Source organism: Microbacterium sp. Y355, assembly GCF_059445345.1.
This window is the reverse complement of sequence record NZ_JCAIUD010000001.1, coordinates 1865071-1888155: the sequence shown is the minus strand read 5'-3', so window position 1 is coordinate 1888155 and position 23085 is coordinate 1865071. Positions and strand designations below refer to the sequence as shown.

At 63.5% G+C, this 23085-nt stretch carries 24 protein-coding genes; 18 read left to right on the top strand and 6 right to left on the bottom strand.

Annotated features, from left to right (window positions below):
* Positions 1 to 203: 203 nt before the first annotated feature.
* Positions 204 to 2030 (bottom strand): HNH endonuclease signature motif containing protein, encoded by a 1827-nt coding sequence (locus tag AC1C2O_RS09135; protein WP_495430117.1) that lies wholly within the window; start codon positions 2028 to 2030, stop codon positions 204 to 206.
* A gap of 153 nt (positions 2031 to 2183) precedes the next feature.
* Between AC1C2O_RS09135 and AC1C2O_RS09130 the strand changes: the two genes are divergently transcribed.
* Positions 2184 to 3002 (top strand): ABC transporter ATP-binding protein, encoded by an 819-nt coding sequence (locus AC1C2O_RS09130; RefSeq protein ID WP_495430116.1) that lies wholly within the window; start codon positions 2184 to 2186, stop codon positions 3000 to 3002.
* Entirely contained in the window at positions 2999 to 3733 is a 735-nt protein-coding gene (locus tag AC1C2O_RS09125; RefSeq protein WP_495430115.1) for an ABC transporter permease, read from the top strand. Before AC1C2O_RS09130 ends, AC1C2O_RS09125 begins: the two co-directional genes overlap by 4 nt.
* A gap of 138 nt (positions 3734 to 3871) precedes the next feature.
* Here the strand turns inward: AC1C2O_RS09125 and AC1C2O_RS09120 are convergent, their stop codons facing one another.
* Complete coding sequence (locus AC1C2O_RS09120) at positions 3872 to 5485, bottom strand: SPFH domain-containing protein (protein WP_495430114.1); 1614 nt, start codon at positions 5483 to 5485, stop codon at positions 3872 to 3874.
* 95 nt (positions 5486 to 5580) lie between these two features.
* Positions 5581 to 6009 (bottom strand): MarR family winged helix-turn-helix transcriptional regulator, encoded by a 429-nt coding sequence (locus tag AC1C2O_RS09115; RefSeq protein ID WP_495430113.1) that lies wholly within the window; start codon positions 6007 to 6009, stop codon positions 5581 to 5583.
* 447 nt (positions 6010 to 6456) lie between these two features.
* Between AC1C2O_RS09115 and AC1C2O_RS09110 the strand changes: the two genes are divergently transcribed.
* The 6 genes from AC1C2O_RS09110 (at position 6457) to AC1C2O_RS09085 (ending at position 12699) form a co-directional block, all read left to right on the top strand.
* On the top strand, positions 6457 to 7197 hold the full coding sequence (locus AC1C2O_RS09110) for a TnsA-like heteromeric transposase endonuclease subunit (RefSeq protein WP_495430112.1): 741 nt from the start codon (positions 6457 to 6459) through the stop codon (positions 7195 to 7197).
* Positions 7194 to 7403: a hypothetical protein gene (locus AC1C2O_RS09105; RefSeq protein ID WP_495430111.1), complete on the top strand. Its 210-nt coding sequence runs from the start codon at positions 7194 to 7196 to the stop codon at positions 7401 to 7403. The genes AC1C2O_RS09110 and AC1C2O_RS09105 overlap by 4 nt, the downstream gene beginning before the upstream one ends.
* 260 nt (positions 7404 to 7663) lie before the next feature.
* On the top strand, positions 7664 to 8959 hold the full coding sequence (locus AC1C2O_RS09100) for an RES family NAD+ phosphorylase (RefSeq protein WP_495430110.1): 1296 nt from the start codon (positions 7664 to 7666) through the stop codon (positions 8957 to 8959).
* 202 nt (positions 8960 to 9161) lie between these two features.
* Positions 9162 to 11186 carry a GNAT family N-acetyltransferase gene (locus tag AC1C2O_RS09095; RefSeq protein ID WP_495430109.1) on the top strand — a complete coding sequence of 675 codons (2025 nt, stop codon included), beginning with the start codon at positions 9162 to 9164 and terminating at the stop codon, positions 11184 to 11186.
* Entirely contained in the window at positions 11183 to 11623 is a 441-nt protein-coding gene (locus AC1C2O_RS09090; RefSeq protein ID WP_495430108.1) for an ASCH domain-containing protein, read from the top strand. The genes AC1C2O_RS09095 and AC1C2O_RS09090 overlap by 4 nt, the downstream gene beginning before the upstream one ends.
* 305 nt (positions 11624 to 11928) lie before the next feature.
* Positions 11929 to 12699: a hypothetical protein gene (locus AC1C2O_RS09085; protein WP_495430107.1), complete on the top strand. Its 771-nt coding sequence runs from the start codon at positions 11929 to 11931 to the stop codon at positions 12697 to 12699.
* A 181-nt stretch (positions 12700 to 12880) separates the two neighbouring features.
* Here AC1C2O_RS09085 and AC1C2O_RS09080 read toward each other — a convergent pair whose 3' ends face one another.
* The gene (locus tag AC1C2O_RS09080) at positions 12881 to 13249 is read right to left on the bottom strand and encodes a DoxX family protein (protein WP_495430106.1); all 369 of its coding nucleotides are present in this window, start codon (positions 13247 to 13249) and stop codon (positions 12881 to 12883) included.
* A gap of 120 nt (positions 13250 to 13369) precedes the next feature.
* On the bottom strand, positions 13370 to 13780 hold the full coding sequence (locus AC1C2O_RS09075) for a nuclear transport factor 2 family protein (protein WP_495430105.1): 411 nt from the start codon (positions 13778 to 13780) through the stop codon (positions 13370 to 13372).
* Positions 13781 to 13864: 84 nt separating this feature from the next.
* On the opposite strand from AC1C2O_RS09075, the gene AC1C2O_RS09070 reads away from it, so the two are divergent.
* The 10 genes from AC1C2O_RS09070 to AC1C2O_RS09025 all read left to right on the top strand — a co-directional run bounded on the left by AC1C2O_RS09070 (position 13865) and on the right by AC1C2O_RS09025 (position 22061).
* Positions 13865 to 14500, top strand: a complete 636-nt coding sequence (locus tag AC1C2O_RS09070) for a TetR/AcrR family transcriptional regulator (protein WP_495430104.1) — start codon at positions 13865 to 13867, stop codon at positions 14498 to 14500.
* Positions 14501 to 14613: 113 nt separating this feature from the next.
* Entirely contained in the window at positions 14614 to 15030 is a 417-nt protein-coding gene (locus AC1C2O_RS09065; RefSeq protein WP_495430103.1) for an NUDIX domain-containing protein, read from the top strand.
* A gap of 376 nt (positions 15031 to 15406) precedes the next feature.
* Complete coding sequence (locus AC1C2O_RS09060) at positions 15407 to 16504, top strand: SDR family oxidoreductase (protein WP_495430102.1); 1098 nt, start codon at positions 15407 to 15409, stop codon at positions 16502 to 16504.
* A gap of 56 nt (positions 16505 to 16560) precedes the next feature.
* Positions 16561 to 16899 carry an ArsR/SmtB family transcription factor gene (locus AC1C2O_RS09055; RefSeq protein WP_495430101.1) on the top strand — a complete coding sequence of 113 codons (339 nt, stop codon included), beginning with the start codon at positions 16561 to 16563 and terminating at the stop codon, positions 16897 to 16899.
* A 1-nt stretch (position 16900) separates the two neighbouring features.
* Positions 16901 to 17545 carry a dihydrofolate reductase family protein gene (locus AC1C2O_RS09050; RefSeq protein WP_495430100.1) on the top strand — a complete coding sequence of 215 codons (645 nt, stop codon included), beginning with the start codon at positions 16901 to 16903 and terminating at the stop codon, positions 17543 to 17545.
* A gap of 9 nt (positions 17546 to 17554) precedes the next feature.
* Positions 17555 to 18016 (top strand): SRPBCC domain-containing protein, encoded by a 462-nt coding sequence (locus tag AC1C2O_RS09045; RefSeq protein WP_495430099.1) that lies wholly within the window; start codon positions 17555 to 17557, stop codon positions 18014 to 18016.
* Between the two features lie 100 nt (positions 18017 to 18116).
* Positions 18117 to 19151: a helix-turn-helix domain-containing protein gene (locus tag AC1C2O_RS09040; protein WP_495430098.1), complete on the top strand. Its 1035-nt coding sequence runs from the start codon at positions 18117 to 18119 to the stop codon at positions 19149 to 19151.
* A 94-nt stretch (positions 19152 to 19245) separates the two neighbouring features.
* A complete protein-coding gene (locus AC1C2O_RS09035) occupies positions 19246 to 20367 on the top strand; it encodes a sensor histidine kinase (protein WP_495430097.1) in 1122 nt (373 codons plus the stop codon).
* On the top strand, positions 20364 to 21047 hold the full coding sequence (locus AC1C2O_RS09030; protein ID WP_495430096.1) for a response regulator: 684 nt from the start codon (positions 20364 to 20366) through the stop codon (positions 21045 to 21047). Before AC1C2O_RS09035 ends, AC1C2O_RS09030 begins: the two co-directional genes overlap by 4 nt.
* A gap of 147 nt (positions 21048 to 21194) precedes the next feature.
* Complete coding sequence (locus tag AC1C2O_RS09025) at positions 21195 to 22061, top strand: CPBP family intramembrane glutamic endopeptidase (protein WP_495430095.1); 867 nt, start codon at positions 21195 to 21197, stop codon at positions 22059 to 22061.
* A 62-nt stretch (positions 22062 to 22123) separates the two neighbouring features.
* Here the strand turns inward: AC1C2O_RS09025 and AC1C2O_RS09020 are convergent, their stop codons facing one another.
* On the bottom strand, positions 22124 to 23029 hold the full coding sequence (locus AC1C2O_RS09020) for an oxidoreductase (protein WP_495430094.1): 906 nt from the start codon (positions 23027 to 23029) through the stop codon (positions 22124 to 22126).
* Between the last annotated feature and the right edge of the window lie 56 nt (positions 23030 to 23085).

The window sequence follows — 23085 nt, the reverse complement described above, 5'->3', positions numbered from 1 at the left end:
TTCGGTGCGCGCGCGGGGTGCGGCGTGCGGCGTGCGGGGTGCGTGGCGCGTGCAGGTCAGTCTCGCTGCGCGCTTTAGGGATCGGAAACGAGGCGGTGGCCGTCTGGTCGCAGTAGCGACGTCGGGGCCTCGCGTGGGGCCAGGACGGTGCGACGACGCGAGTGCTGAGGTCGTCGACATCCGAGCGCATCGAGATGCTGCATTCACCATGTCGCCCAGGCTCGGTCTTTCTCGGTGTCAATGGCTTCGTCGACGGCGGTGTAGTTGTGGTGTGGTGATCGCCAGCGGGCGTAGGGGTCCCACCAGTGGGGGCCGCGGATTTCGGGCATGCCGTTGCGCATGCGGATGAGCCAGATGTTTTCGTCGAGGGTGCGGTGGTGGTGCCAGCACAGGGGTACCCCGTTGCTGGTGTGGGTGGGTCCGCCGAGGGCGTGTTCGGTCACGTGGTGGATTTCGCACCATTCTGCACGGATGTCGCACCCGGGGATGAGGCATTGTCGGTCGCGGAGCACGATCGCCCGGCGTTGGCGGGCGTTGAAGATTCGCGCGGTGGTGCTGATTCCCACGATCGCACCGTGTTCATCGAATAGCACGCGTTCGATGCCGCCTGCGCATGCGGCGTGGTCGGCGGCCCCGAGGGGCACGTCGTATCCGGCGCCCTCGACCGTGGCCCGGCCGGTGCGGTGGGTGTAGTCGTCGGCGTTGACTGAGACGACGAGGGTTGGTGCGGCACCGCCCAACGTGGGCATGCCATCGGATGCCGCTGCGACCATGATGATGCTCGCGAACGCGTCGTGCCGTTTCTGCGCATGCGTCCGCAGATCCGCGGCGTGTTGTGGGGGCGAGGCGGCTTTGTGGTCCGGGAGACCGTCGGCACGGCCAGAGAGACCATCACTCTCACTCGCGGGCGCGGTGCCGGGTGCCGTGCTGTACTTGGCGGCGAAGCGGTCACGGTCGGCAGTGGAACCGTCGCCGTCGGCACTGTCATCGTCTGCACTGTCACTGTCGGCGCTATTGTCGTCGGAACCGTCGTCGTCGTCGCGGTCATCGCCGGCACTGGCATCGTCGGAATCGTCGCCGATGTCGCCGTCGTCGGCGCAGGCCTCGCTGGCATCGTTGTCTTCGTTGTCGGAACCAGCGTTGTCGGAACCCCCGTCGTCGTCGTCGCCGTCACCGTCACCGTCGTCAGAGGGCCGGAATCGTACCGTGCCTCCCGCACTGGTCTCGTCGTCGACTTTGGGGTTCATCAGACTGTCGAAGAGTTTCTGTAACTGGGCTGCGACCTCGGGGAGGAGCTCACCGCGCACAGGAACGGACCCGTCGCGGAGCCGTCCGATCGTGAAGAACCGGCGGCGCTTGCCTGCCCGGTCTTTCGGCTCCGCACCGTCCGGGTCGAGCCGGTCGATGATGTGCGCGGTCAACCCGGCCAGCTCATCGGTTGTGGGAGCGGGTGCCCGCTCATCATCGGCGCCGTCAGTCGCCACATCATTGGCGGCATCCACCCCATCCAACGCCAGCCCGCGCGCGAAGCGTGCGAGCACGGCATCTGCCGCCAACCGATCCGCCGCCCCGAGGCGCCTGGCCTTCAGCAACGGTGTTGTGCAGGCCAGGAACCCACTCAACGACATCACCCCATCGGCCAGCGCGGCCGACAACTCCGGGAACGCCCCCGGCAGCAACTCGCCCGAGGTGATGTCCAGATCCCGGTGCACCGCCGACACCGCCGAGACGTATCGCCTCGCCGCATGCCCATCCACCAGCAGTGTGCGTCGCAGGAGTTCGGCAGCGTCCCGGCATCCGAGTTGTGTCGTCAACCGGGCGTCACGTTCGCACTGATCCCGCTCCACCACACGGTCTGTCGCTTCAACGATCGCACCATCCACCCGCCGTTGAATACTGCCGAGCGCCTGAACGATACCTAACAGATCACCATCGCCGGCAAACCGCACCCCGCCACGTGCCGCAGAAGCAGACATCGCATCGGCCAACTGCCGATCGATGCTCTCCAACTCCTGCACAAGCGATGTCATACCTCCATTCAACCGCAGGCCACAGACATTCATCCACCGAATAAACCCCAGATCAGAAGCCATTCACAAACGGTGGAGAACTCCACAAAACGCCAAACCTGTGCAGAACAATAGGTCTGGCCCCGCGGCCGCGGTAGGTCGATAATTCATCACATGACGATTAATCCGCGCGCGACAGATCACGATGCCGTGGTGATCGAAGATCTGCGCGTCCGCCGTGGGAAGCGCGGCGTGTTCGATGGACTGTCGCTGCGCATCCCGAAGGGCGAGGTGATCGGGCTTCTCGGTCCGTCCGGGTGCGGCAAGACGACTCTGATGCGCACGATCGTCGGCGTGCAGCGCACGCAAGGCGGATCAGTGACTGTGCTCGGCGAGGCCGCTGGATCTCCTGGCCTCCGTCGTCGAGTCTCCTACGGCACGCAGGGCGCGGCTGTGTACACCGACCTCAGCGTGCGCGAAAATCTCCGGTACTTTGCATCCGTGCTCGGCGCTCCGCGCACTGATGTCGATCGCGTGATCGCCGAGGTGGGCCTCAACGACCATGCGCAACAGTCCGTTGCTGCTCTCAGCGGCGGCCAACTGAACCGGGTGTCATTGGCGGTTGCGCTGCTGGGCTCTCCTGAACTGGTCGTTCTCGACGAGCCGACGGTGGGCCTTGATCCGGTGCTGCGCGCCGAACTCTGGGCATTATTTCGTCGCATCGCCGATGCTGGCACCACGATGCTCGTGTCGAGCCACGTCATGGATGAGGCCCTGCGTTGCGACCGGCTGCTACTCATGCGCGAGGGGCGAATCATCGCCGACACGACTCCGCAGGGCCTCCTCGAGACGACGGGTGAGATGGATGCCGAGGCAGCCTTCCTTGTGTTGATCGAACGCGACACCACAGGCGAACGCGACACAGCGGACGAGCACAGCAGTGTTTCAGCGCATCCTGAGACGCGTCGCTCGCGCCGGGAGGGGGAGCGATGAACTTCCGCCGTACTCTCGCCACCGCTGGTCGCGTGCTCAGCCAACTGCGCCACGATCCGCGCTCGATCGCGCTGATGCTCATCGCCCCGAGCCTGCTGGTCGGGCTGTTCGCCTGGCTGTTCGCCGATCAGGAAGGAGTCTTCGACCAGTTCGGCGGAGCGATCCTGGCGCTGTTCCCGTTCATCGTGATGTTCCTGATCACCTCGATCACGACGCTGCGTGAGCGACGGTCAGGAACCCTCGAACGGTTGATGACCACGCCCCTCGGCAAAGCCGACTTCATCCTCGGCTACGCCCTCGCGTTCGGGCTGATGGCTATCGTGCAAGCGGTGATCACGGTGGCCTTTGCCGTCTACGTCTGCGGCTTGGGGGTCGACGGCCCAATCTGGCAGCTGGGTTCGGTGGCAGTGGTGGACGCCGTGCTCGGCACAGCCCTGGGACTACTGGCCAGCGCTTTCGCGCAGACGGAGTTCCAGGCAGTGCAGTTCATGCCGCTGCTGGTGTTCCCTCAGATCATCCTCGGCGGGCTGTTCATGCCGCGGGATCAGATGCCCGACGTGCTGTATGCGATCTCGGACTGGTTGCCGCTCAGTCATGCGATCGACGCGATTCAGGCGGTGGCTGCAGGGGATGAGGGATGGGACGTCGGGGGTCCGTTGCTGATCGTGGCGGCGTTCGCGGTCGGCTTCCTCGTGTTGGCGCCGCTGACGCTGCGGCGCCGAACGCAATAACGCTGCGGCACCGCTAACGCCGCGGCGCCGAACGCAACAACGCGCAGACCGAACGCAGTGACTCGCAGCCGGCTGAGACCTAAAAATGCCCCGCCGTGGATCTCAAGAGATCCGCGGCGGGGCATTCTGGTCTGAATCTCAGATTACAGCGGGCGGAGCCGGGGGAGTTGCTTCGGACTCAGGAGCCTTCGCCTTGGCGCGCTTGGGTGCCGTGGCAGGCGCAGGAGCCTGCGCCTCCGCGATGCCCGTGCCGATACCCCGGCCGACGGCCTGGCCCTGGATGATCGCGGCGAGGTCGAGCCCGGTGGCCGAGCTCACACTGTCGAACACTGACTTTAACGCCTTCGCGCTGTCAGCACCGACGACGCTGGAGGCGCCGTCTTCGCCGGAGCCGCCAATGATCGAGACACTGCCGATCGTGGCGTAGCCCTTGGCGAACTCGCTCATGATGTCCGGCAAGACGTCAAGCACGCGCTGTGAGAGGAATGCTTCCTGGTTCGACGCGATGGCCTTTGCCTCTGCTTCGAGGGCGGATGCTCGCGCGTCACCCTCCGCACGAATGGCGTCGGCTTCTGCGTTGGCACGAAGGCGGCGGGCCTCGGACTCGGCCTCGGCGAGAGCACGGAGTGCGTTTGCTTCACCGGTTGCCTTGGCTTCTGCGGCGTGGGCTTCACCGGCCGCGCGGGCCTTGTCAGCCTCTGCCTGCTGTTCGGCGATGCGGGTGCGTGCCTCTGCCCGCTTGACCTCTTCGATCGCTCCGGCCTCGGCCGCCTTCTCGCGAGTGTAGAGCTCAGCCTGAGCGCGGGTCTCGGCCTCGTATCGCTGTGCATCCGCGACACGCTTGACGTCGGCATCCAGCTGCGCCTGGCGGTTCTCTGCCTGCTGCTGGAGAACTGCCTGCTCGGCCTGGGCACGGGCGAGGTGCTCTGCCTGCTCTGCCTCAGCACGGGCACGGCCGATACCGGCGTTCGAGTTGGCGGTGTTCGTGTCGAGGGCGGTCTGCTCGACCAGGTTCGATTCCTGGTTGGTGATGACCTTCTGGTTGATCGCACGATCGGCGTTGGTCTGCGAGATCTCGGCCGACTGGCGCTTCGACTGGATCTCCGGCGCACCGAGCGACCGGATGTAGCCGACGGCGTCGGTGATGCCCTTGATCTGGAACGAGTCGAGGATCAGACCCTGCTCGGCGAGATCCTGTGAAACGTCAGCAGCGATCTGGTCGGAGAACTTCTTGCGATCGCGCATGAGCTCGACGACGGAGAGTGTGGCGACGATACCGCGGAGAGCACCTTCGAGCTGCTCGGTGGTGAACTGCTCGATGGCGGCATCCTGCGAGGCGAAACGCTCTGCGGCCCGGCGCACGTAGAGCGGATCGGAGCCGATCTTCACGATCGCGACGCCATCGACGTTCAGAGTCACGCTGTCCAGCGACTGCGCCTCGGCGTTCAATGAAACCTGGCGCGAGCGCAGCGAGATGATCTCGTGGCGCTGCGTGATCGGGTTGACGAGCGACTTGCCGTTCACGATGACCGTAACGGGCGAGTCGATGGTCTCGGAGCTGCTGGTGCCATCCGCCGAGACGATCGCGCGTTGCACCTTCTGCTTGCGGCCCGAGATGACCAGCGCCTCATCTGCGCGCGCCACCTTGATCCAGCTGCGTGCGAGCAGCAGTGTGATCAGACCGACCACGATCAGGACGACGACACCGATGCCGACGAAAATTAGGATGCCGAAGGCTCCTGCGATCTCCATGTATGTACCCTCCCTGTGGTCCGCTTTCGCGGAAACTACACAGAGTCGACTATGCCAGACATGGCCGACGAACAACGGGGCTGTGGATACTTCGGTCAGACCTCGCGGAGCTTTTCGGTCAGCTCCCGGAGCGTGCGCAGTTCGCCGTCATTGAGGCGTGACATCTGCTTCGCGATCGAGCGGCCATGTACCAATGCCACTTCGCGGAAGGCCCGAGCGCCGGCATCCGTCGCTCTGAGCAGTGCACCGCGTCCGTCTTCCGGATCGGGACATTTGGCGATCAGGTCCCTCGCGACCATTCGATCGACGAGGCGCGAGACGCTGGGCTGGCTGATGAGCATGTTCGCTGTCACGTCGCGCAGGCGAGTGGTCATCTCCGGTGCACGCGTGACGGTGAGGAGTACGTCGTACTCGGCCTGCGTGATCGGAGTGTTCTCGAAGTCTGCCGCCATCGCGGCGAAGAGTTCATGCTGCGCGCGGAACAGGCCTTCCCACGCTTCGAGCGCGAGCTTACGGTCTGTCATAACAACAGAGTAACGGAATGGTGAAGGGCCGGTCGGAGAGGCTCCCGACCGGCCCTTGTCCCTTGCACCAAGAGTGTCCTGCAATCACATGCGGTGTATGCCACAGCAAACATTCACCGTGCGATAACTGTATAACGGCGTGGTAACGAATGCAACGGTTTGGTTACGGAAAGTTTGGATGGATGCCGATGTCCGATCTCACGAACGGTGTCGGAATCTCACGAAGTTGGCGGATCGTCTCAGGAAGGTGGCGGAATCTCAGCAAGGTGGCGGAAAGTGCGGCGTGTCGAGGAGATCTCTCTTCTGGCAGCCCTAACCTGCTTGTGGGTGGGCCGTCCTCATTGAGGGCGTCCGTTTGTCAGGGCCCGAAATATAGGTCAGAACCGCTCCTCAGGAGTCAGGCCGTCTGCCGAATAGGAAGTATCCGTCGAAAACGATTGGATCCCTATGGACCTGACCTTGCAGTGGGCACCTTCTCCAGAGCTTGAGGGAATGAACTTCGGGCGATGTCTCGTGGAACACCGCCTTGACGGAGTTCGCCGCGAACTAGACGCCTCTGATGTCGGCGACGTTGCCTTCGAAAGTTGCGACCCCGTGCGTTCTTTTCCGAACTGGCGAGGGAAGCGTCACTATGACGGTCACCAGTGGATGGGATGTCTCGGGCGATCCGTCGGGTTCGAGTCTCTGCTCGAACGCGCGTGCCTTATCGAACTTGATCGGATTCCATCGGTGCTCGCAGTCTCAAGCCAGCCGATGTGGATTCGCTGGCGCGCAGCCGAAACTCTGCATGAGCATGTACCGGACTACTTCGCGCGGCTGGACGACGGCTCGGCAGTGCTTATCGATGTGAAACCGGCTAAGCGCATCGACGATCGGGTTCGTGCACAGTTTGATCTCACGGCCTTGCTCTGTCGAGAGCGAGGGTGGAGGTACGTCGTGTTCGAAGACGCGTCCAAGAGTCGTGAGGCGAATCTGCGGTTTCTGGCGCGATACCAGCACGTCCAGGACGGCGGCGAAACTCCGCGACTCCCTTCGGGCGGGGCGCCTCTTGCGGTCGTCGCAGAGCTGCTGGGAGATGGGCCCGAAGGATATGCCCGATGCTATGCGCGGTTGTGGGCCGGGGCTCTTCAGATGGACCTCGAGTCGCCGTTGAACCTCAAGACCACCCTGCGTGGGAAGGATGCATGATGCGTGTGAATATTGGCGGATCGCTCGTCTGGCGTGAGCGCACTTATCAAGTGCTGTTCATCCAGGAGAACTCTGCGGTTCTGCGAGACGAAGATGGAAAAGAGATCGAAGTCGCAGTCGACGAGCTTTCGCAAGCGGCGGAGCCGACTGAAAGCTTGATGAACGTCCCGCCGCGGCGTCGTGAGCGAATCCGCCAGCAGTCGTGATCAGGCGAGGGCGAGGGAGCTTCGTCGCTGTTGAGGTTGGGATCTCCGTGGGGATCTCACCCTTGTGCGCCGGAACGTCCGTCGAGCAGGATCATCAGACCTGAGCAGGCGAAGGTGCACAGCCCATTCGCCCTTCGTTCTCGGCATCGGGCCGCCCAATTGTTTAGATGGTTGCCCTGTCTGAGCGGTCTGGCCGGACCCCGACACCATTTCCCGACAGAGTCCGACAAACTTGACAATGCCGCCGATAGCATCGGCTCATGTACGAACCCGAGGGCTTCACCGGCCTGAACGAGACCATCTGCCTCTCTCACATCACCGACCTCGTTCTTCTAGAACTCGTCACGAATGAAGCCGACAGCCGCGTTTGCTCCTACTGCGACCACCGCAGCACGGACGGGCAGATAACGGCGGTCTCGATGGACATTGTCGGGCGTCTGGTTTACGACGCCGCGATATGGCTCTACCACGACCACGGCGGGCTGGCCCCCGATGAGTGGGACGAGTGGGATGGCGGCCACGACACCGACTACGTCGTCGATGACTGTACGTCCGGCGCGTTCGACGCCTCCGTCATAGACGAAGTGAACGCCCACATCACCGACGCCATCGCCACACCGAACTATTGGATGGAATCGGGATTACGCGACGAATTCCAGTTCTCGTGGGACGGCTTCGCGGAGACCGTGAAGTACCAGTCACGGTTCGTGTTCGTCGGCGTCCGCGAGCGTGAAGGGCGCAGGAACGAGCCGCCAGCTCGCGTCTCGCGGTTTCTGGACGGACTTCTCGCCTACGTTCAGGACGACATGCTGACGGTGGTAGAGCCGGGGGAGAAGCTCTACCGCGCGCGGATGGCCGAGGACGGCTTCATATTCCAACATGAGGCGCGAAACGACCCCGCGAAGCATCTCGGTCCAGCACCCGCAGGCAAGGCGTCTGCGGGACGGCTGAACCCTGAGGGCGTGGGCCTGTTCTACGGCGCTACGACGCGCGAGGTCGCAGTGAAGGAGACCGCACTGCACAGCCTGTTTGACGACGCTGTTGTCGGGGGCTTCGTTGCACAGCGGCAGTTGACGATCTTGGACTTCACGAAACAGCCAGCGCTGCCGAGTATCTTCTCGGGGGACAAGCGGCGCCAGTTCCTGTTCGCGAGGTTCGCCGACGACTTCGAGGAGCGACTGACTCAGTCGGTGAGGCTGACGGGCGAGGAGCGCGTCGAGTACGTGGTGACTCAAATCATCGGGGAGCACTTCCGTTGGGCGCCAGAGAAGAAGCTGGACGGCATCGCATGGAAGAGCCACCTCCTGAATGGCCGCGAGGAGGGAAAGAACGTGCTCGTTTGGGCGAGCGCCGATGACGTTCGCTCTGACCCACCACCCGCTGATGACCCGGCTGACTCGGAGCTGTGGCGCCGTTCGTTCTCCCCGCCGACTCCGACGTTGACGTTGTCGGACCGGGACGTGACGGTGCACCGCGCGAAGCGATTCGTCACGGTGAGCCACGCGATTCTGCCGGGTGACGATGCCCCGGACCCGCTGTTCATGGACGTGAAGTAGTTGCGTGAGCCGAAGCTGCGCACTGTTCCACCATGTAGGACGGGAAGGACAGCGAGGAAGCCCGGCAAGGTATTCAGGCGCCGCATCAAGTCACTGCCAACTTTGGTGGGATCGGACCGTACTCCTTTGCATCGCTTCGTCGCCGACGAAACAGGGCTGTGGCGCTGAGAGCTAGCGCATAGCGTGCCCTACGCTGGGCGCTATGGCGCAAGTTCAGATATACGCCTGGAGCGCTGAACGCTCGCAGGCTGGCTCTGAGTATTCTCGCGTGCTGGAACTGCACCGAGATCATCGCGCCACGCTCGGGCATCTGCCCTTTGCGGCGTTCGAAGAGGCTCGATCCCGCGGCCGACTGATTGTGGGTAGCGTCGATGGAACGGTGCAAGGATATGTGCTCTACAGCACGCCTCGGCAACAGACTCTGAAGCTCGTCCACGTCTGCGTCGGCGAGGGCGCCCGCGGGACCGGTCTTGCAAAGAAGATGGTCCATGCAGCGATCACGGCAAATCCAGATCGTGCACTCATCACGGCGCATTGCCGGTCAGACTACGGAATCGATGGTTTTTGGCACTCGCTTGACATGGCGCCGACGGGTGAGCGCCCGGGCAGGGCGGCTAAGGGCTCGGTACTCACGATTTGGGCGAGGAAGATCGGGCAGTTCGACCTGCTGGAAAGTGCGCTTTACGAATCATCTCGACCGATCGCCGTGCTTGATTCGAACGTCGTCATAGATCTGTACGTCTCGGACCAGATGAATCGCCCGGATCGTGAAGAATCCAAGGGCCTCGCGGCGGACTGGCTGGTTGATGTAGTTGACCTCGCAGTTTCACCCGAGGTGTCCTTTGAGGTGAACCATCTTGAGCCTGCGTCCGAACGGCACCGTGTACAGCGCAACCTCAGCGGACTGGTTGCTTTACGGCGGCAAGACGACATGCGGTCCCTCGCCGCGGCCATCCTCCAAAGAATGCCGGCCGAGCTCACGGCACGAGACAGCAGCCTTCAGAATGACGCCAAGCATTTGGCGGACGCGGTGCTTGCCGGGGCTGACTACTTTGTGACGCGGGACGAGACATTCCTCGCCGCGACCGCGAGTTGGTCACGCGAAGAGTACGCAATCGATGTTCTACGGCCCGTCGATCTTCTCAGGACATTCATTCCGCCGTCCGCACCGACGGAATTCCGCTCTGGACAACTCGAGTCGGTCGGACTTCGTTGGGAGGCAGTGAAGGCATCGTCCTCTGGTCTCGAGGAGGTGTTTGTCGAAGTTCACAAAGGTGAAAAAGGCAAACAGTTCCGGAAGCGGCTTCATGCAGTTCTTGCGCGACCCGCAAGTGCAAGAATCGACCTGCTGGTTGATGAGCGAGGGCGGAGACGTGCGCTGCTCTCGGCCGAGATCCGCGGTGAGGTGCTGTCGGTGGCGGTGATCCGCGTCGCGCGGGGATCGCTCGGCGGTACCATCGCGTTTCAGCTCACACGATACCTTCGGGCATTGGCATTGGAACGAGGCGCAACGGTCGTTGAGGTCGTCGATGACGTCGTCGACCAAGTACTGCGAGCTGCCCTGGTCGCAGACGGTTTCGAGGGGGCGCCCCTCATGGTGAAACTAGGTCGTCACCCGCGTGCGGCCCAGGCTGAGTCGCTGGAGACACCAGGCGAGGTCGCTGACTACGAGCGGAAGAACTGGCCCCAGATCGTGCTCGACAAGGATGTTCCAGTGCGCATCGTGCCTATTCAACCGCGGTATGCGCGTGAGCTCCTCGGGTTCAACGACACGCTGATCCAGCTGCGCGAACGGCCGGCGCTCGGGCTCGCCCGCGAGTTCGTCTACTTCGCTGCACCGAAGATGAGACACTGGGACTTCCCGACTCGCGTGCTTTGGTACGTCACCAAGGACCCCAGGGCGCACGAGAGTAGCGCCGTCCGAGCAGTGGTGGCACACTCCCGCGTACTCGATGCAGAATTATTGGACGTTCAGGACGCGGCTGAAAAATATCGATCACTCGGCGTCCTAGACCGAGGCGAGATCCAAGGTCATGCGATTGATGGAAAGGTGCTTGTGCTGAGGTTCGAGGACACGCAGGTGCTTGACCAGCCCGTCGGCAAGCGTTCGTTCGACGCGCTGCTCCGCAAGCACGGAATCACGACGTCGCTAATCACAACACGCACCGGAGCTCCCGGTCTTTTCGACGACCTCATCCGCACGCAGCCAGGGTGGGAAGCCAGATGAAAAGCGCGCTGCTCATCTCGGTGAAACCACGCTACGCGCGCGCGATTCTCGAAGGACGGAAAACTGTCGAAGTGCGACGGCGGTTCCCCGAGGTTCCACCCGGCACCACAGTTGTTCTGTACTCCAGCTCCCCAGAAAGAGCGGTGTTGGGGACTGTGCGCCTCAAGCAGACAAGCAAGGTTCCTCCCGACCGGGTCTGGGAGATGCACTCCGACGCGATCGACATTGCCGAAGAAGCGCTCGGCGAGTACCTTGACGGTGCCGACGCCTCCACCCTGCTTGAACTTGAGGACCCGCAAACATGGGCACGGCCTGTCTCGTTGGCGTCCTTGCGGACTCTCCTTGGCCTCGAGCCGCCTCAGAGCTTCCGCTATCTCGATGCGGATCAGGTGGCTTTGATCGCGATGAGCGGAGCAGAAGGCCTACCGAAGTCCTAGTCGGTGACAACGCGATCGTGACTAGTGTCGGTGCAGGCTGAGAGACTTCCCTCATGACCTTTCGTACCGCTGACGGCGCAAGCCATGAGGGGCGTGACGAATCAGGGAACGAGACGTTTCGCGTGTCGATTCCGCCTGATGAGCACGGTTACTTCGGACGCGAGTGCCCAGCATGCCAGCAGATCTTCAGAATGCACCTAGAGGACTACAAAGCGCTTCCGGACGATCTGATCTTGACCTGTCCGTACTGCGGACATCAGGACGAGCACAGCAGCTTCGTGACCTCGCAACAGCGAGAACGAGTGATGCGCGTCGCCCAGGACGCCGCGATGCAGCTCATATCCGAGGCCTTCGGTAAGGGATTCGGAGATCTCGCCCGATCAAGCCGAAGCAACAAGTTCGTGAAGATCACTTACAGGTCGACGCCCTTCTACCCGCAGCCTCTCCCAGATCTAGACGAGGAGCAGCTGGTAAGGGAGCGAACCTGCGTGACGTGCGGTATCCGTTATGCCGTTTTTGGCGAGCACTCATTCTGTCCCGTCAGCGGAGCTCTCGATGCAGCCGAGGTCGCCCGCGACGCGTTGGGAGCGGAAGCCGCGAAGCTGAGCGCGCTCGACAGCATTCCCGGCCCTCAACGAGCCGTCTTGAGAGAGCAGGGCGTGTTCGACCGCATCGCAGTCGACACGCTCAGCAGAGTCGTAGGCGTCGTCGAGCGATTGGCGCGGGCCGAGTTCGAACGCCGCGTCGAACATGCCGGTCAACTCCTGAAAGGAAAAGGCAACGTCTTTCAGAGGCTGGATGAGCTTGCCGACCTGTACTCAGCTCACCTGGATATCGATCCGCGACTCGTCCCAGATGTCGACTGGGTTCGCCTGACCGAGCTTTGGGCAACACGCCACGCACACGTGCACGCAGGTGGGCTTGTCGATGCGAGGTATCTGCGGGTCGTGGAGTACTCATCGCTGAGAGTGGGTCAGCGAATCGTGGTGACCGCAGACGACGCCCGAAACGCACTCCGACAGGCGATGGCTCTGTGCTCAACCTTGGCTGAGGAAGACACGTCGTATCCCGCCTGACGAAAACCCTGCGACACGCTCTCGGTGCAGATTCTGACAACTCGGATGAGACAGATCAGGGCCGGAGCACGCTTGAGATTTCGCGTGATTCCGGTGATCGCACGTCTCATCTCATGACAACTCTCGTGAGATTGGACAGCACTAGCCGGAGACTGTCGACAGCAACACACCGGCTAGGGAATCACGAGGACAAGACGATGAAGCCGAGGACGGCTGCGACGAGGGGTAGCGCTGTCAGAACGATTGCTGCGATAGGGGATTCGTTGCGGCGGACGTGCACGGCGATGGCTCCGGCCATCAGCACGGTCAGGGCGACGCCGGCGATGGGGCTGAGGGCAGGGCTGATCCCGGTCGCGATGGGGAGGACGAGGCCGATTGCTCCGACGACTTCTGCGAGGGCGATGAGCTTGACGGTGGTGCCGGAATAGTCCTCGACCCAACCCATGCCCGCGTCTTTGAGTGCCGGTATCGGACGGAGCAGTTTCAAAAGCCCGGCGCCGAAAAAGGCGACTGCGGCGAGACCGGTAACGATCCAGAAAGCGATGGTCATGAGTGATATCTCCAGGTGGGGTGAGCTTGACGGTATGTGCCGGCGGAGAACGCGTCCACGCCTACCCGCCCGGAGCCGGGGCGCCACAGGTTCGCACCTTGCCCACAGTCGTCGCGCGCATCAGTGCTCGTCGCCAGAGGCCGCACGTAGGGGCAGGATGACGCGGCTCGCGATCAGCCAGCGGCCTTCACGCAGGGCAACCGTGTCGTCGTAGACGACGCCGTGCACACTGCCGTCGGACATGATCATCAGTCCCTTCGACCGCACTGACGCCGTCGACTCACCCGTCTCCGTGATGACGATGTTCGTCACGAAGTGCGACAGCGGTGCGTGCCCGGATGCAAACAGCTGCCCCGCAGCGGTCCGGATGGCTTCCAGGCCCTTGAAAGCTCCCATCCCCGAACTGCTCATGTCGTACGTGGCATCGGGGGTGAACACCTCCCCGAGCTGATCCAGAGCGTTCTTGTCCACCACGAACGCTAGACGCGCAAGAGTCTCGGAGATCTGAAGCCGGTTATCTGTAGAGAGCATTGCTCCTCCTTATTTGATACTCAGTACCGTAGCAGACTCAGTGCCTTAGCGGACTCAGTACGGTGGCTGCGTTATAGTGAGGTCATGATCGAGCGAACTGCCGAGGTGGAGAAGGCCCCGCTGACCCTGGTCGAACGAAAGCAACGCGCCGCGCGGAATCGGATCGTCGATGCTGCGGATGCGCTGTTCGCCGAGCGCGGGTTCGATGCGGTCTCGGTCACAGACATCGCCGAACGCGCCGAGGTTGGCCGGACCACATTCTTCCGACACTTCGGAGACAAGACCGAAGTCGTCTTCGCGAAAGAGCAGGCCATGTTCGACGCGATCGCCGCCGCCGCATCCATGACGTGGGACCGGGCACCATCGGTGAAGACCCTCGCAGGCGCTCTCAGCGCACTCGAGCCGCTAGTTCTCCAACTTTGCGCGCGGGCAACGGTGGATCTCACCTCCTACCAGCGACACACGTTGCTCCTCGACGCGCACGAGGAGCTCCGGGCACGAGAGGCGGTGAAGCACCAGTACATCGCGGATGAATTCGCCAAGGTCCTGATAGAACACGACGCCCCCGTCGACATCGCCACCATCGCGGGACAACTCGCGGTGGCCTGCTACTGCAGCGGTCGCATCCTGGCCAGCAGCCCTGCCGGCCTCATAGAGGAGACGGCAACCGCGTTCCGTAAGGCGCTGGCGATGCATCCAGTAGCATCAGTGCCCCAGTGAGGCAACATGCAAACCGTTCTTGCGCCGCAGACCGCGAGCACGAATGAGCGCTGAACTTTGGCCGATCACAGTGGGGGTTCTGCCGCCTCGGTGTTGTCGTGCAGACTGGCCGGGTGCACTTCTCCGAGTACGACACCAGGCTCGCCGCCTACGCTGTCATCGTTGACGACGGCCAGATCCTGATGGCCTGGTATAACGGAGCCACCCCGCAATGGACACTGCCCGGAGGTGGTGTCGAGTTTGAGGAATCGATTGAAGATGCAGTGGCCAGGGAGGTCCTGGAAGAGACCGGCTTTGAGATTCGGGTGGGACCGCCGCTGACGACCTGGAGCTTCACCAGCGGTCAGGGGCCTCGCCCGTACAAATCCGTACGCATCGTGTTCTCAGCGACAATTGCCGGTGGAACTCTCGGGACGCGGGAACGCAACGGAACAACAGACTTCGCTCGGTGGCTACCGCTCGACGCCATTTCGACGCTAGAGCCACGGGCGGAAGTCGTCGATGTCGCCATGCGCGCTTTCGCGCGCTGATCGCCGAGCCGTCCGACAGCCGTTCCGTAAAGGAAACGAGTTCTTCATCCGAACTGGTCCCCTGGGCAGCGGAGTGTCCGGCAGGTTCGTGGAGACACTAGATGACGACGCACTTACCGACAGGCTTCGTGAGACAGAGCGCCTTGTCGTCGAAGTAGCAACTACGCGTCATCACGGGGATGCCTCGTCTCATCGTCTGCCAACCTCCGTGAGATCGGACAGCCGATGTCCTGTCCCTTCTCACGAGAGTTGGCACGTTCTCACGAGAGCTGGCATTGCCTCCGGAACCACTCCACAGGAACTTCACCGACTGACGAATGGGGGCGCATCCCCGCTTCTGCAGGAATACCTGCACGCGTCACTGGTTGTGGCAAGGGTGACTTCTTCCGTAGGTATCTCGACCGCCCCCGCCCGCACAGCTCTTGTCGTTGGAGCCTCTGGAATCACAGGGTCGGCGCTGGTGGAGCAACTTGTGCACGACGGCTGGGAGGTACTGGCGCTCTCCCGGCGCGCGTCCTCGTCCGAGGGGGTTCGCGGCATCGCCGCCGACTTGCGAGACCTTGGCAACCTCACTGCAGCTCTCGCCAATGAGCGCCCTACCCACGTGTTCTTCACGGCATGGCAGCGGCAGGCGACCGAGGCCGAGAATATTGCGGTGAACGGGGCGATGGTTCGCGATCTCCTCGCGGCCCTGTCGCATGCACCACTCGAACACGTCGCTCTGGTGACGGGCCTCAAGCACTACCTCGGCCCATTCGAGGCTTACGCCGCAGGCGAGATGCCTGACACTCCGTTCCATGAGGAGGAGCCGCGCCTCGACACTCCCAACTTCTACTATGCGCAGGAGGACGAGCTCTTCGCTGCCGCCGAGAAACAGGGCTTCACCTGGTCGGTGCACCGTTCGCACACCGTGATCGGTTACGCCGTCGGCAACGCGATGAACATGGGACTGACGATCGCGGTGCAGGCGACGATCGCGAAGGAGCTCGACCTGGACTTCGTATTCCCCGGCAGTGAAATGCAGTGGAACGGGCTGACCGACATGACTGACGCGGGTGTCCTGGCCGAGCAGATGGCGTGGGCCTCGACGGATCCCGCCGGCGCCGACGAAGCGTTCAACATCGTCAACGGCGACATTTTCCGGTGGCGGTGGATGTGGCCACGCCTGGCCGGGCACCTCGGCATCGACCCGCGGCGTGTCAAGGGCTACGAGGGTGCGCCAAAACCCCTCGAAGAGCAGATGGCCGCTCACGAGCATGCTTGGCCCGATATCGCCAGCAAGCATGGGCTGGTCGAGTCCGACCTCAGCCGCGTCGCCTCCTGGTGGCACACTGACGCCGACCTAGGCCGCGAAATGGAAGTCGTCACCGACATGGGTAAGAGCCGGGATGCCGGGTTCCTCTCCTACCGGCGCACGGAGCAGGCGTTCGCTGAGCTCTTCGATCGCTACCGTGACGAACGTCTCATCCCGTAACAGCCGGGTGGCGAGATGCCTTGCCGAAATTCGATACCTCCCTTATGGTTAGGCATATGCCTAAGTATGCCGATGAACTCGATGCCGTGCTCCGCGCTCTCGCGGATCCCACGCGCCGCGCGGTCGTGGAGCGGCTGACGAAGTCCCCTGCGATCGTTTCCGACCTCGCGGCACCGTTCTCGATGGCATTGCCATCACTCATGCAGCACCTCAGCATCCTTGAGAACGCGGGTGTGGTCACGTCGGAGAAACACGGGCGCGTGCGTACCGTGAGCCTGCGACCGGGTGCCCTCGACGTGCTACACCTGTGGCTCGGCGAGCAGCGAACCCCCGCAGAACACCAAGCCGACCGGCTCGGCATCCATCTCGCACTCGCGACCCCGAAGGAAATCTGAAATGACCCGCGTTCGCATGGACCTCTTCACCTCGCTGGACGGTTACACGCCGTCCGACGCGACACCCGACAACCCGATGGGCGAAGACTGGGAGCGCCTCACAGCTGCGTACGCTGCTACCCGTACGTTCCGGGAAAAGGTCTTCGGCGACACTAGCGGCGCAGGCACGACCGGCGTCGATGACCGATACGCCGTCGCGTTCGCCGAGGGAGTCGGCGCCGAGATTATGGGCGCGGGGATGTTCGGACTCCACTCTTTTCCGGACGATGCAGACTGGAAAGGCTGGTGGGGCGATACACCGCCGTTCGGCACCGCGGTCTATGTGCTCACCCACGCCGCATCGCGTCCGTCGCTCCCGATGAAGGGCGGCACCACGTTCCACTTCCGCGATACCGCGATAGAGGACGTGCTCGCCGAGGCGACGGAGGCCGCTGGCGACCTGGATGTGCGCATCGGTGGTGGGTACCGCACGGCGCGCGACTTCCTGCGCGCCGGGCTCGTCGACGACCTGCACCTCCAGGTCGCTCCGATTTTCCTCGGCCGTGGTCATCGGCTGTGGGACGACCTGCGCGGCTTCGAACTCACCCACAAAGTTACGACGGAAGTAGCGGAGAGCGGCGTGATCCACGTCACTCTGACGCGATAGGACGCACGGATGACGATAGAACGCCGACTCGCTCGCTCCGGATTCACCCTGACCCGTGACTACCCCGCTCCTCTTGAGCGCATCTGGGATGCGTTCGCCGACGAGGACCAGAAGCTGGTTTGGTGGGGTGACGGCGACCGCGTGGAGACTCGTGAGTGGGTGTTCGACTTCCGCGTCGGCGGACGCGACGTCGACGAGGGTAAATTCCACAACGGTCCAGTCTCACGGTACGAGGCCACGTATACCGACATCGTCGAACACGTCCGCATCGTCACGACATACGACATGTGGCTCGACGGGGCCCACATGTCGACATCCGTGGCGTCATTGGAATTCGAGCCGACGGATGCGGGCACCAGATTCACGCACGTCGAGCACGGCGTCTTCTTCGACCAGTTCTGGGCTGACGGGCCGGGACGTGAGGAAGGCACCCGAGGCCTGCTCGACGCACTGGGTAGCTACCTCGCGTGACGTCTCCATCACTCAGAGACCAGCGCGTGCGAGCTGCGAGATGCAAGCCGGGGAGACGACGACTTGCATCTCAAGTCGCTTGAGGTCGCAAGGTGGGGACATGAACATTTCAGAAGACACTCTCTACTCCATCGGCGAGGTCGCACATCGCACCGGGCTCAGCGTCAGCGCCATCCGCTACTACGCCGATGAGGGGCTCGTACACTCGACGGACACGACCGACGGCGGCCATCGCCTTTACGACGTGGATGCGATCGCCCGCCTGGAGTTCGTGCGCACGCTGCGCGACCTCGAGACCGGTCTGGATCAGGTGCGCCGCGTCCTCGCCGGAACGACCTCGCTGCGAGACACCCTCGCCGAGCATCTCGATGTCATCGAGAGGCGGACGACGGACATTCAGGCGAAGCGAGCCGTGCTCCGCGCACTCGTGCGGCAGGAGGGCACGACGGAACGCGCGAATCTCCTGCGCAAGTTGGTGACGATGTCCGACGCCGAGCGTCAGCGACTGGTCGATGACTTCCTGGATGACGTCACCGCAGGCCTTCCAGATGAGGCGATCGAGCGGATCCGTAAAGCGCGGCCAGTGCTATCGCCCGACCCTGCCCCGGAACAGCTCGATGCCTGGGTCACCTTGGCAGAGCTGCTGCGGGACGACCGGTTCCGTGAGGCGACCCGTTCCTATCTGCACGAGACGTATGCGGAGTTCCCCGGCTCGGAGATCTCCACACCGCACGTGCAGGATTTCATCAACTCGGCGGGCACCGACCTGACGCCAAAACTGATGGCTGCTCAGCAGGCGGGATACGCTGCGGATGACGCCCAGGTGGTCGCCCTCGCCGCACAACTGGTCGAGCAGCTCGCACAGGCCTTCGGAGTCGCGGCTGACGACGACCTTCGGCGACGGCTCGCGGCCCGCTATCACGATCTCGACAGTCTCACCCTTGAGGCGCTCCAGGACGCGGACTACAACGCGACCGAGGGACGCTACCTCGAACTCGTCTCGATCATCAATGATCAACCCCACCCGGATGCGGCTCTCCTCGACAGCGCTCGCCGAGAGCAGAGCGACGGTGACGGGCCCGGTTTCCGAGACCTCGGCCAGTGGCTGTCCGCCGCAATTCTCGCCGCGCGGTAATTCAGAGGTCGGCGCGGACGGATGCGGCGGGGTCTCGCCCGCAGGGACAGGGCCGGGGCCAAGACTCATCCTTGCATCCGCGTACGATGCAAGGATGAGGGTCGTCCGCTTTCTCCTGACTCGTGTCAAGTGGGACGTACTGTCCGCGGTCGTTCTCGTCGGCCTGTCGTTCGTGCCGGGTGTGGCGCAGCAGGGGCTGGAGCTGGCCACCTCGCCCGATCGACCACTCGATCTGCTCGGCGCATCGCTCATCGTGATCCAGGGCGGCGGAGTCGCGCTACTGCGCCGATGGCCACAATGGTCCTTGGCATTGACCTTTTCAGCGTTCGCGGCGTACCAACTGCTCGGGTTCCCCACGACGTTCGCTGCCCTCGGTCTGCTCGTTGCACTGGTGGGCGCGGGGGCGTTGGTCGAGCGGCATCGGATGCTAACTGCGATGCTCGCCTTGGGTGGGTACGTCGCTCTCGTCGTGGCGCTGATCGCGCTCAACGCCGCACTCACCGTGCTCGACGCACTGGTCTTCGGCGCGCTTCTGGCGGCGCTGTGGATGTTCGGTTCGTGGCTCCGATCGCAGGCCGCTTTGCGTCGCGGCCGCACTGAGAGAGCTGAACGGGAGACGATCACGGCCGAGCGGGCGCGCATTGCACACGAGCTGCACGACGTGGTCACTCATCATGTGACGGCGATGGTCGTGCAGGCTGAGGCCGGTCAGTTTCGTCAGAATATCGATCAGGGGACGCTGGATCTCCTTGCGTCCATCGCCGACGGGGGCAGAACGACGCTCGTCGACCTCCGCAGTCTGCTCGGGGCTCTAGAGGGGGATGCTGAGATCACGCGAGCGCCCGCCGAGCAGCAGGTCGGCGAGATCGTCACCCGGGCCCGCTCGACCGGTCAGGTGGTCGAGCTCGTGGAGCGTGGCGAGCCTCGACCGCTGACAGGGGCCACCGGACTCGTGGTCGTTCGGGTCGTGCAGGAGAGCCTCACAAATGCGATGAAGCACTCGCGTGACGGTGCCGCAGCGGTGGCGATCGAATATGGCGAACGTGAGATCCTGGTTGAAGTGGTCAGTTCCGGCCGCAGCCGCAAGAGTGCGGCTTCGATGTCGGGGGGTCGGGGGATCATCGGGATGCGTGAGCGCGTGGAACTCGTGGGCGGCGACCTGCAGGCCGAACCGGTCGGCGATCGGTTCATCGTGCGTGTGCGGCTTCCCGCATGAGTGCGGACTCGACGAGCATGCCCATCCGTGTCGTCGTCTGCGACGACCAAGAGCTCGTGCGCACCGGATTCGTCACCATCATCGATGCTCAGCCCGATCTCATAGTCGTCGGCGAGGCGGCTGACGGAGAAGAGGCCGTACGGGTCACCCGTCGCGAGCAGCCGGATGTCGTAGTGATGGATATCCGTATGCCTCTTCTCGACGGGATCGAAGCCACGAGAAGAATAGCGGGGCCGCAGGTCTCGGACGCGGCGCGCGTGCTCGTGGTCACGACGTTCTCGCTGGACTCACTCGTATACGACGCCCTACGCGCGGGCGCGAGCGGCTTCCTGCTGAAAGACGCCAGGCCCGCCGAGCTGACGGCGGCTATTCGGACCGTTGCCGCGGGCGACTCGCTGATCGCGCCGGCAGTGACGCGATCGTTGATCGGACGCTACGGTGAGCGGCTGCGACCTTCGACGCAGGGCGGTGCGATCTTCGAAGCGCTCACGGCGCGGGAACGCGAAGTGCTGATCCTCATCGCCGAGGGGCTATCGAACGCAGAGATCGCTGCACAGCTCGTCATCAGCCACGAGACGGTGAAGACCTACGTGTCACGTATCCTGACGAAGCTCGACGTGCGTGATCGGGTGCAGGCTGTCGTCCTCGCGCACAGAGCGGGACTCGCCGCCTGGTCTTGACTCTCCGCGCGGATCGCTAGTATCCATGCCACTTGGGTCCCCCGAGCGAGGGATCCCAAGTGTCCACCCTCGTGGGATTCGCCGTGTTCGCAAGCTCCGTAACGTCATTCTCGCACCCCGAAATCGAGTAGGGGATAAGGAGCAAGAATGACGAAATCCACGCAGGATCTCAAGCCATCAGCCAAGCCCGGAATCGAGGGGCCCCGAACTCGATCCTGGATCAGAACGACCGTCGTCGTCGTCGGTTTCGCCGTGGCGATGCTCCTCACGAACTCCATCGCCGCAGAGCTGCACAACCCTGTGGCTGCGCTCATCATCGGACCAGTCCTGGCCATTGCGATGGCATACCTGTACATCTGGACAGGCCGACGCGTCGAACGTCGCCAGGTGACAGATCTCGCAGCGAAGGGCGCTACCCGTCACCTGCTGATTGGCGCGGGGGTCGGATTAGCTTTGTCGGCGGTGACCATCGGCATTCTCGCGCTTTTCGGCGCCTACACGATCACCGGCTGGGGGTCACTGGCCGGTGCGTTGGCCGTCGCCGGAACGATGTGCGCGGTCGCCGTTTCGGAAGAAGTGTTCTTCCGGGGAGTCGTGTTCCGACTCATCCAAGGTCGATGGGGCGCAGTCGTGGCGCTCGGCGCCTCGGCGATCATTTTCGGACTCGTCCACATGCTCAACCCGGGCGCCTCGCTGTGGGGTGCGGTTGTGATCACGATCGAAGCCGGACTCATGTTGGGCGCTGCCTACCTCGCGACCGGGTCGCTGTGGTTGGCCATCGGCCTGCACTTCGGCTGGAACTTTGCGACGGTGGGCATCTTCGGCACCGTGACCTCCGGCTCTGAGCCGCGCGATTCCCTTGTCACTGCCGTGACAAGCGGGCCGGCATGGCTCTCCGGGGGAAGTTTCGGACCAGAAGCCAGCATCATCGCCGTCCTGGTGTGCTCGGTGGCGACAGCGGTGCTTCTGATCGTGGCGCGCCGTCGAGGTCGACTTTCGCTTCGTCGCCGCTGATCGCCAGGGCCGGAGCGGTCGCCCGTGCGGGCAGCGGCGGTCCGGTCCTGACAGCGTGACTCCTACTCTGAGGCGACTGACCGGGTGCTGAGAGGGAAGCGTGCTCCAGTGAGCTGTTCGGAGACTTCCCAAAGCCGTCTGGCCGTGTCTGGATCCTGTGCGGCGGCGGACGGCGCACCCACCGCGGCCGGTCCGCGGACTCCGCCGAAACGGCTCGGCCCCGCGAAGGTGCCGCCGCCCAGGTCTCCGACCGCCGCCAACAGAGTGGGAAGTGCGCCGCCCTCGGGGCCGTGGGCGAGCAGAGGCGTGCTGATCGCCGACAGAACATCGAGAGCCCGGTTCCCGCTCGTGATCCGGAATCCGGTAGACGCCCAGCCGGGATGGGCGGCGGTGGCGATCACCGGTGAGCTGGCAGCGGTCAGGCGGCGCTGCAGCTCAGCGGTGAACAGCAGGTTCGCCAACTTGGACTGTCCATAGGCGCCGAACGGCTTGAACGCGCGCCGCTCCCACTGCAGATCATCAAAGTCGATCCGCGCGGTGCGGTGTGCGGATGACGACACAGTCACGACACGGCCAGTGACACGGTCAAGCAGCAGGTTCGTCAGCGCGAAATGCCCGAGATGATTGACCCCGAACTGGGTCTCAAAGCCATCCTTGGTGTGCTGTAGCGAGTCGGTCATCGTGCCGGCGTTGTTGATGAGTACGTCCACTGCGCTGTCGATGCCGGCGGCGAAGTCCCGAATCGACGCTAGCGACGCGAGGTCTAACGGGCGGACTTCGACTTCACCATCGATCGTGGCGGCCGCAGCTCGACCCTTGTCCTGATCTCGCACGGCGAGGACGACTCGCGCTCCTTTGGAAGCCAGCGCGGCTGCCGCCGCCCGGCCGATCCCGCTATTGGCGCCGGTGATGATGACGGTGCGGCCGGTCTGATTTGGTATCTGAGAAGGTGAAGTCAATTTAGACATGACGTTAATGTAACCAGTGGAAACAATCTTGTCAACGGATACATCATTGATAGACT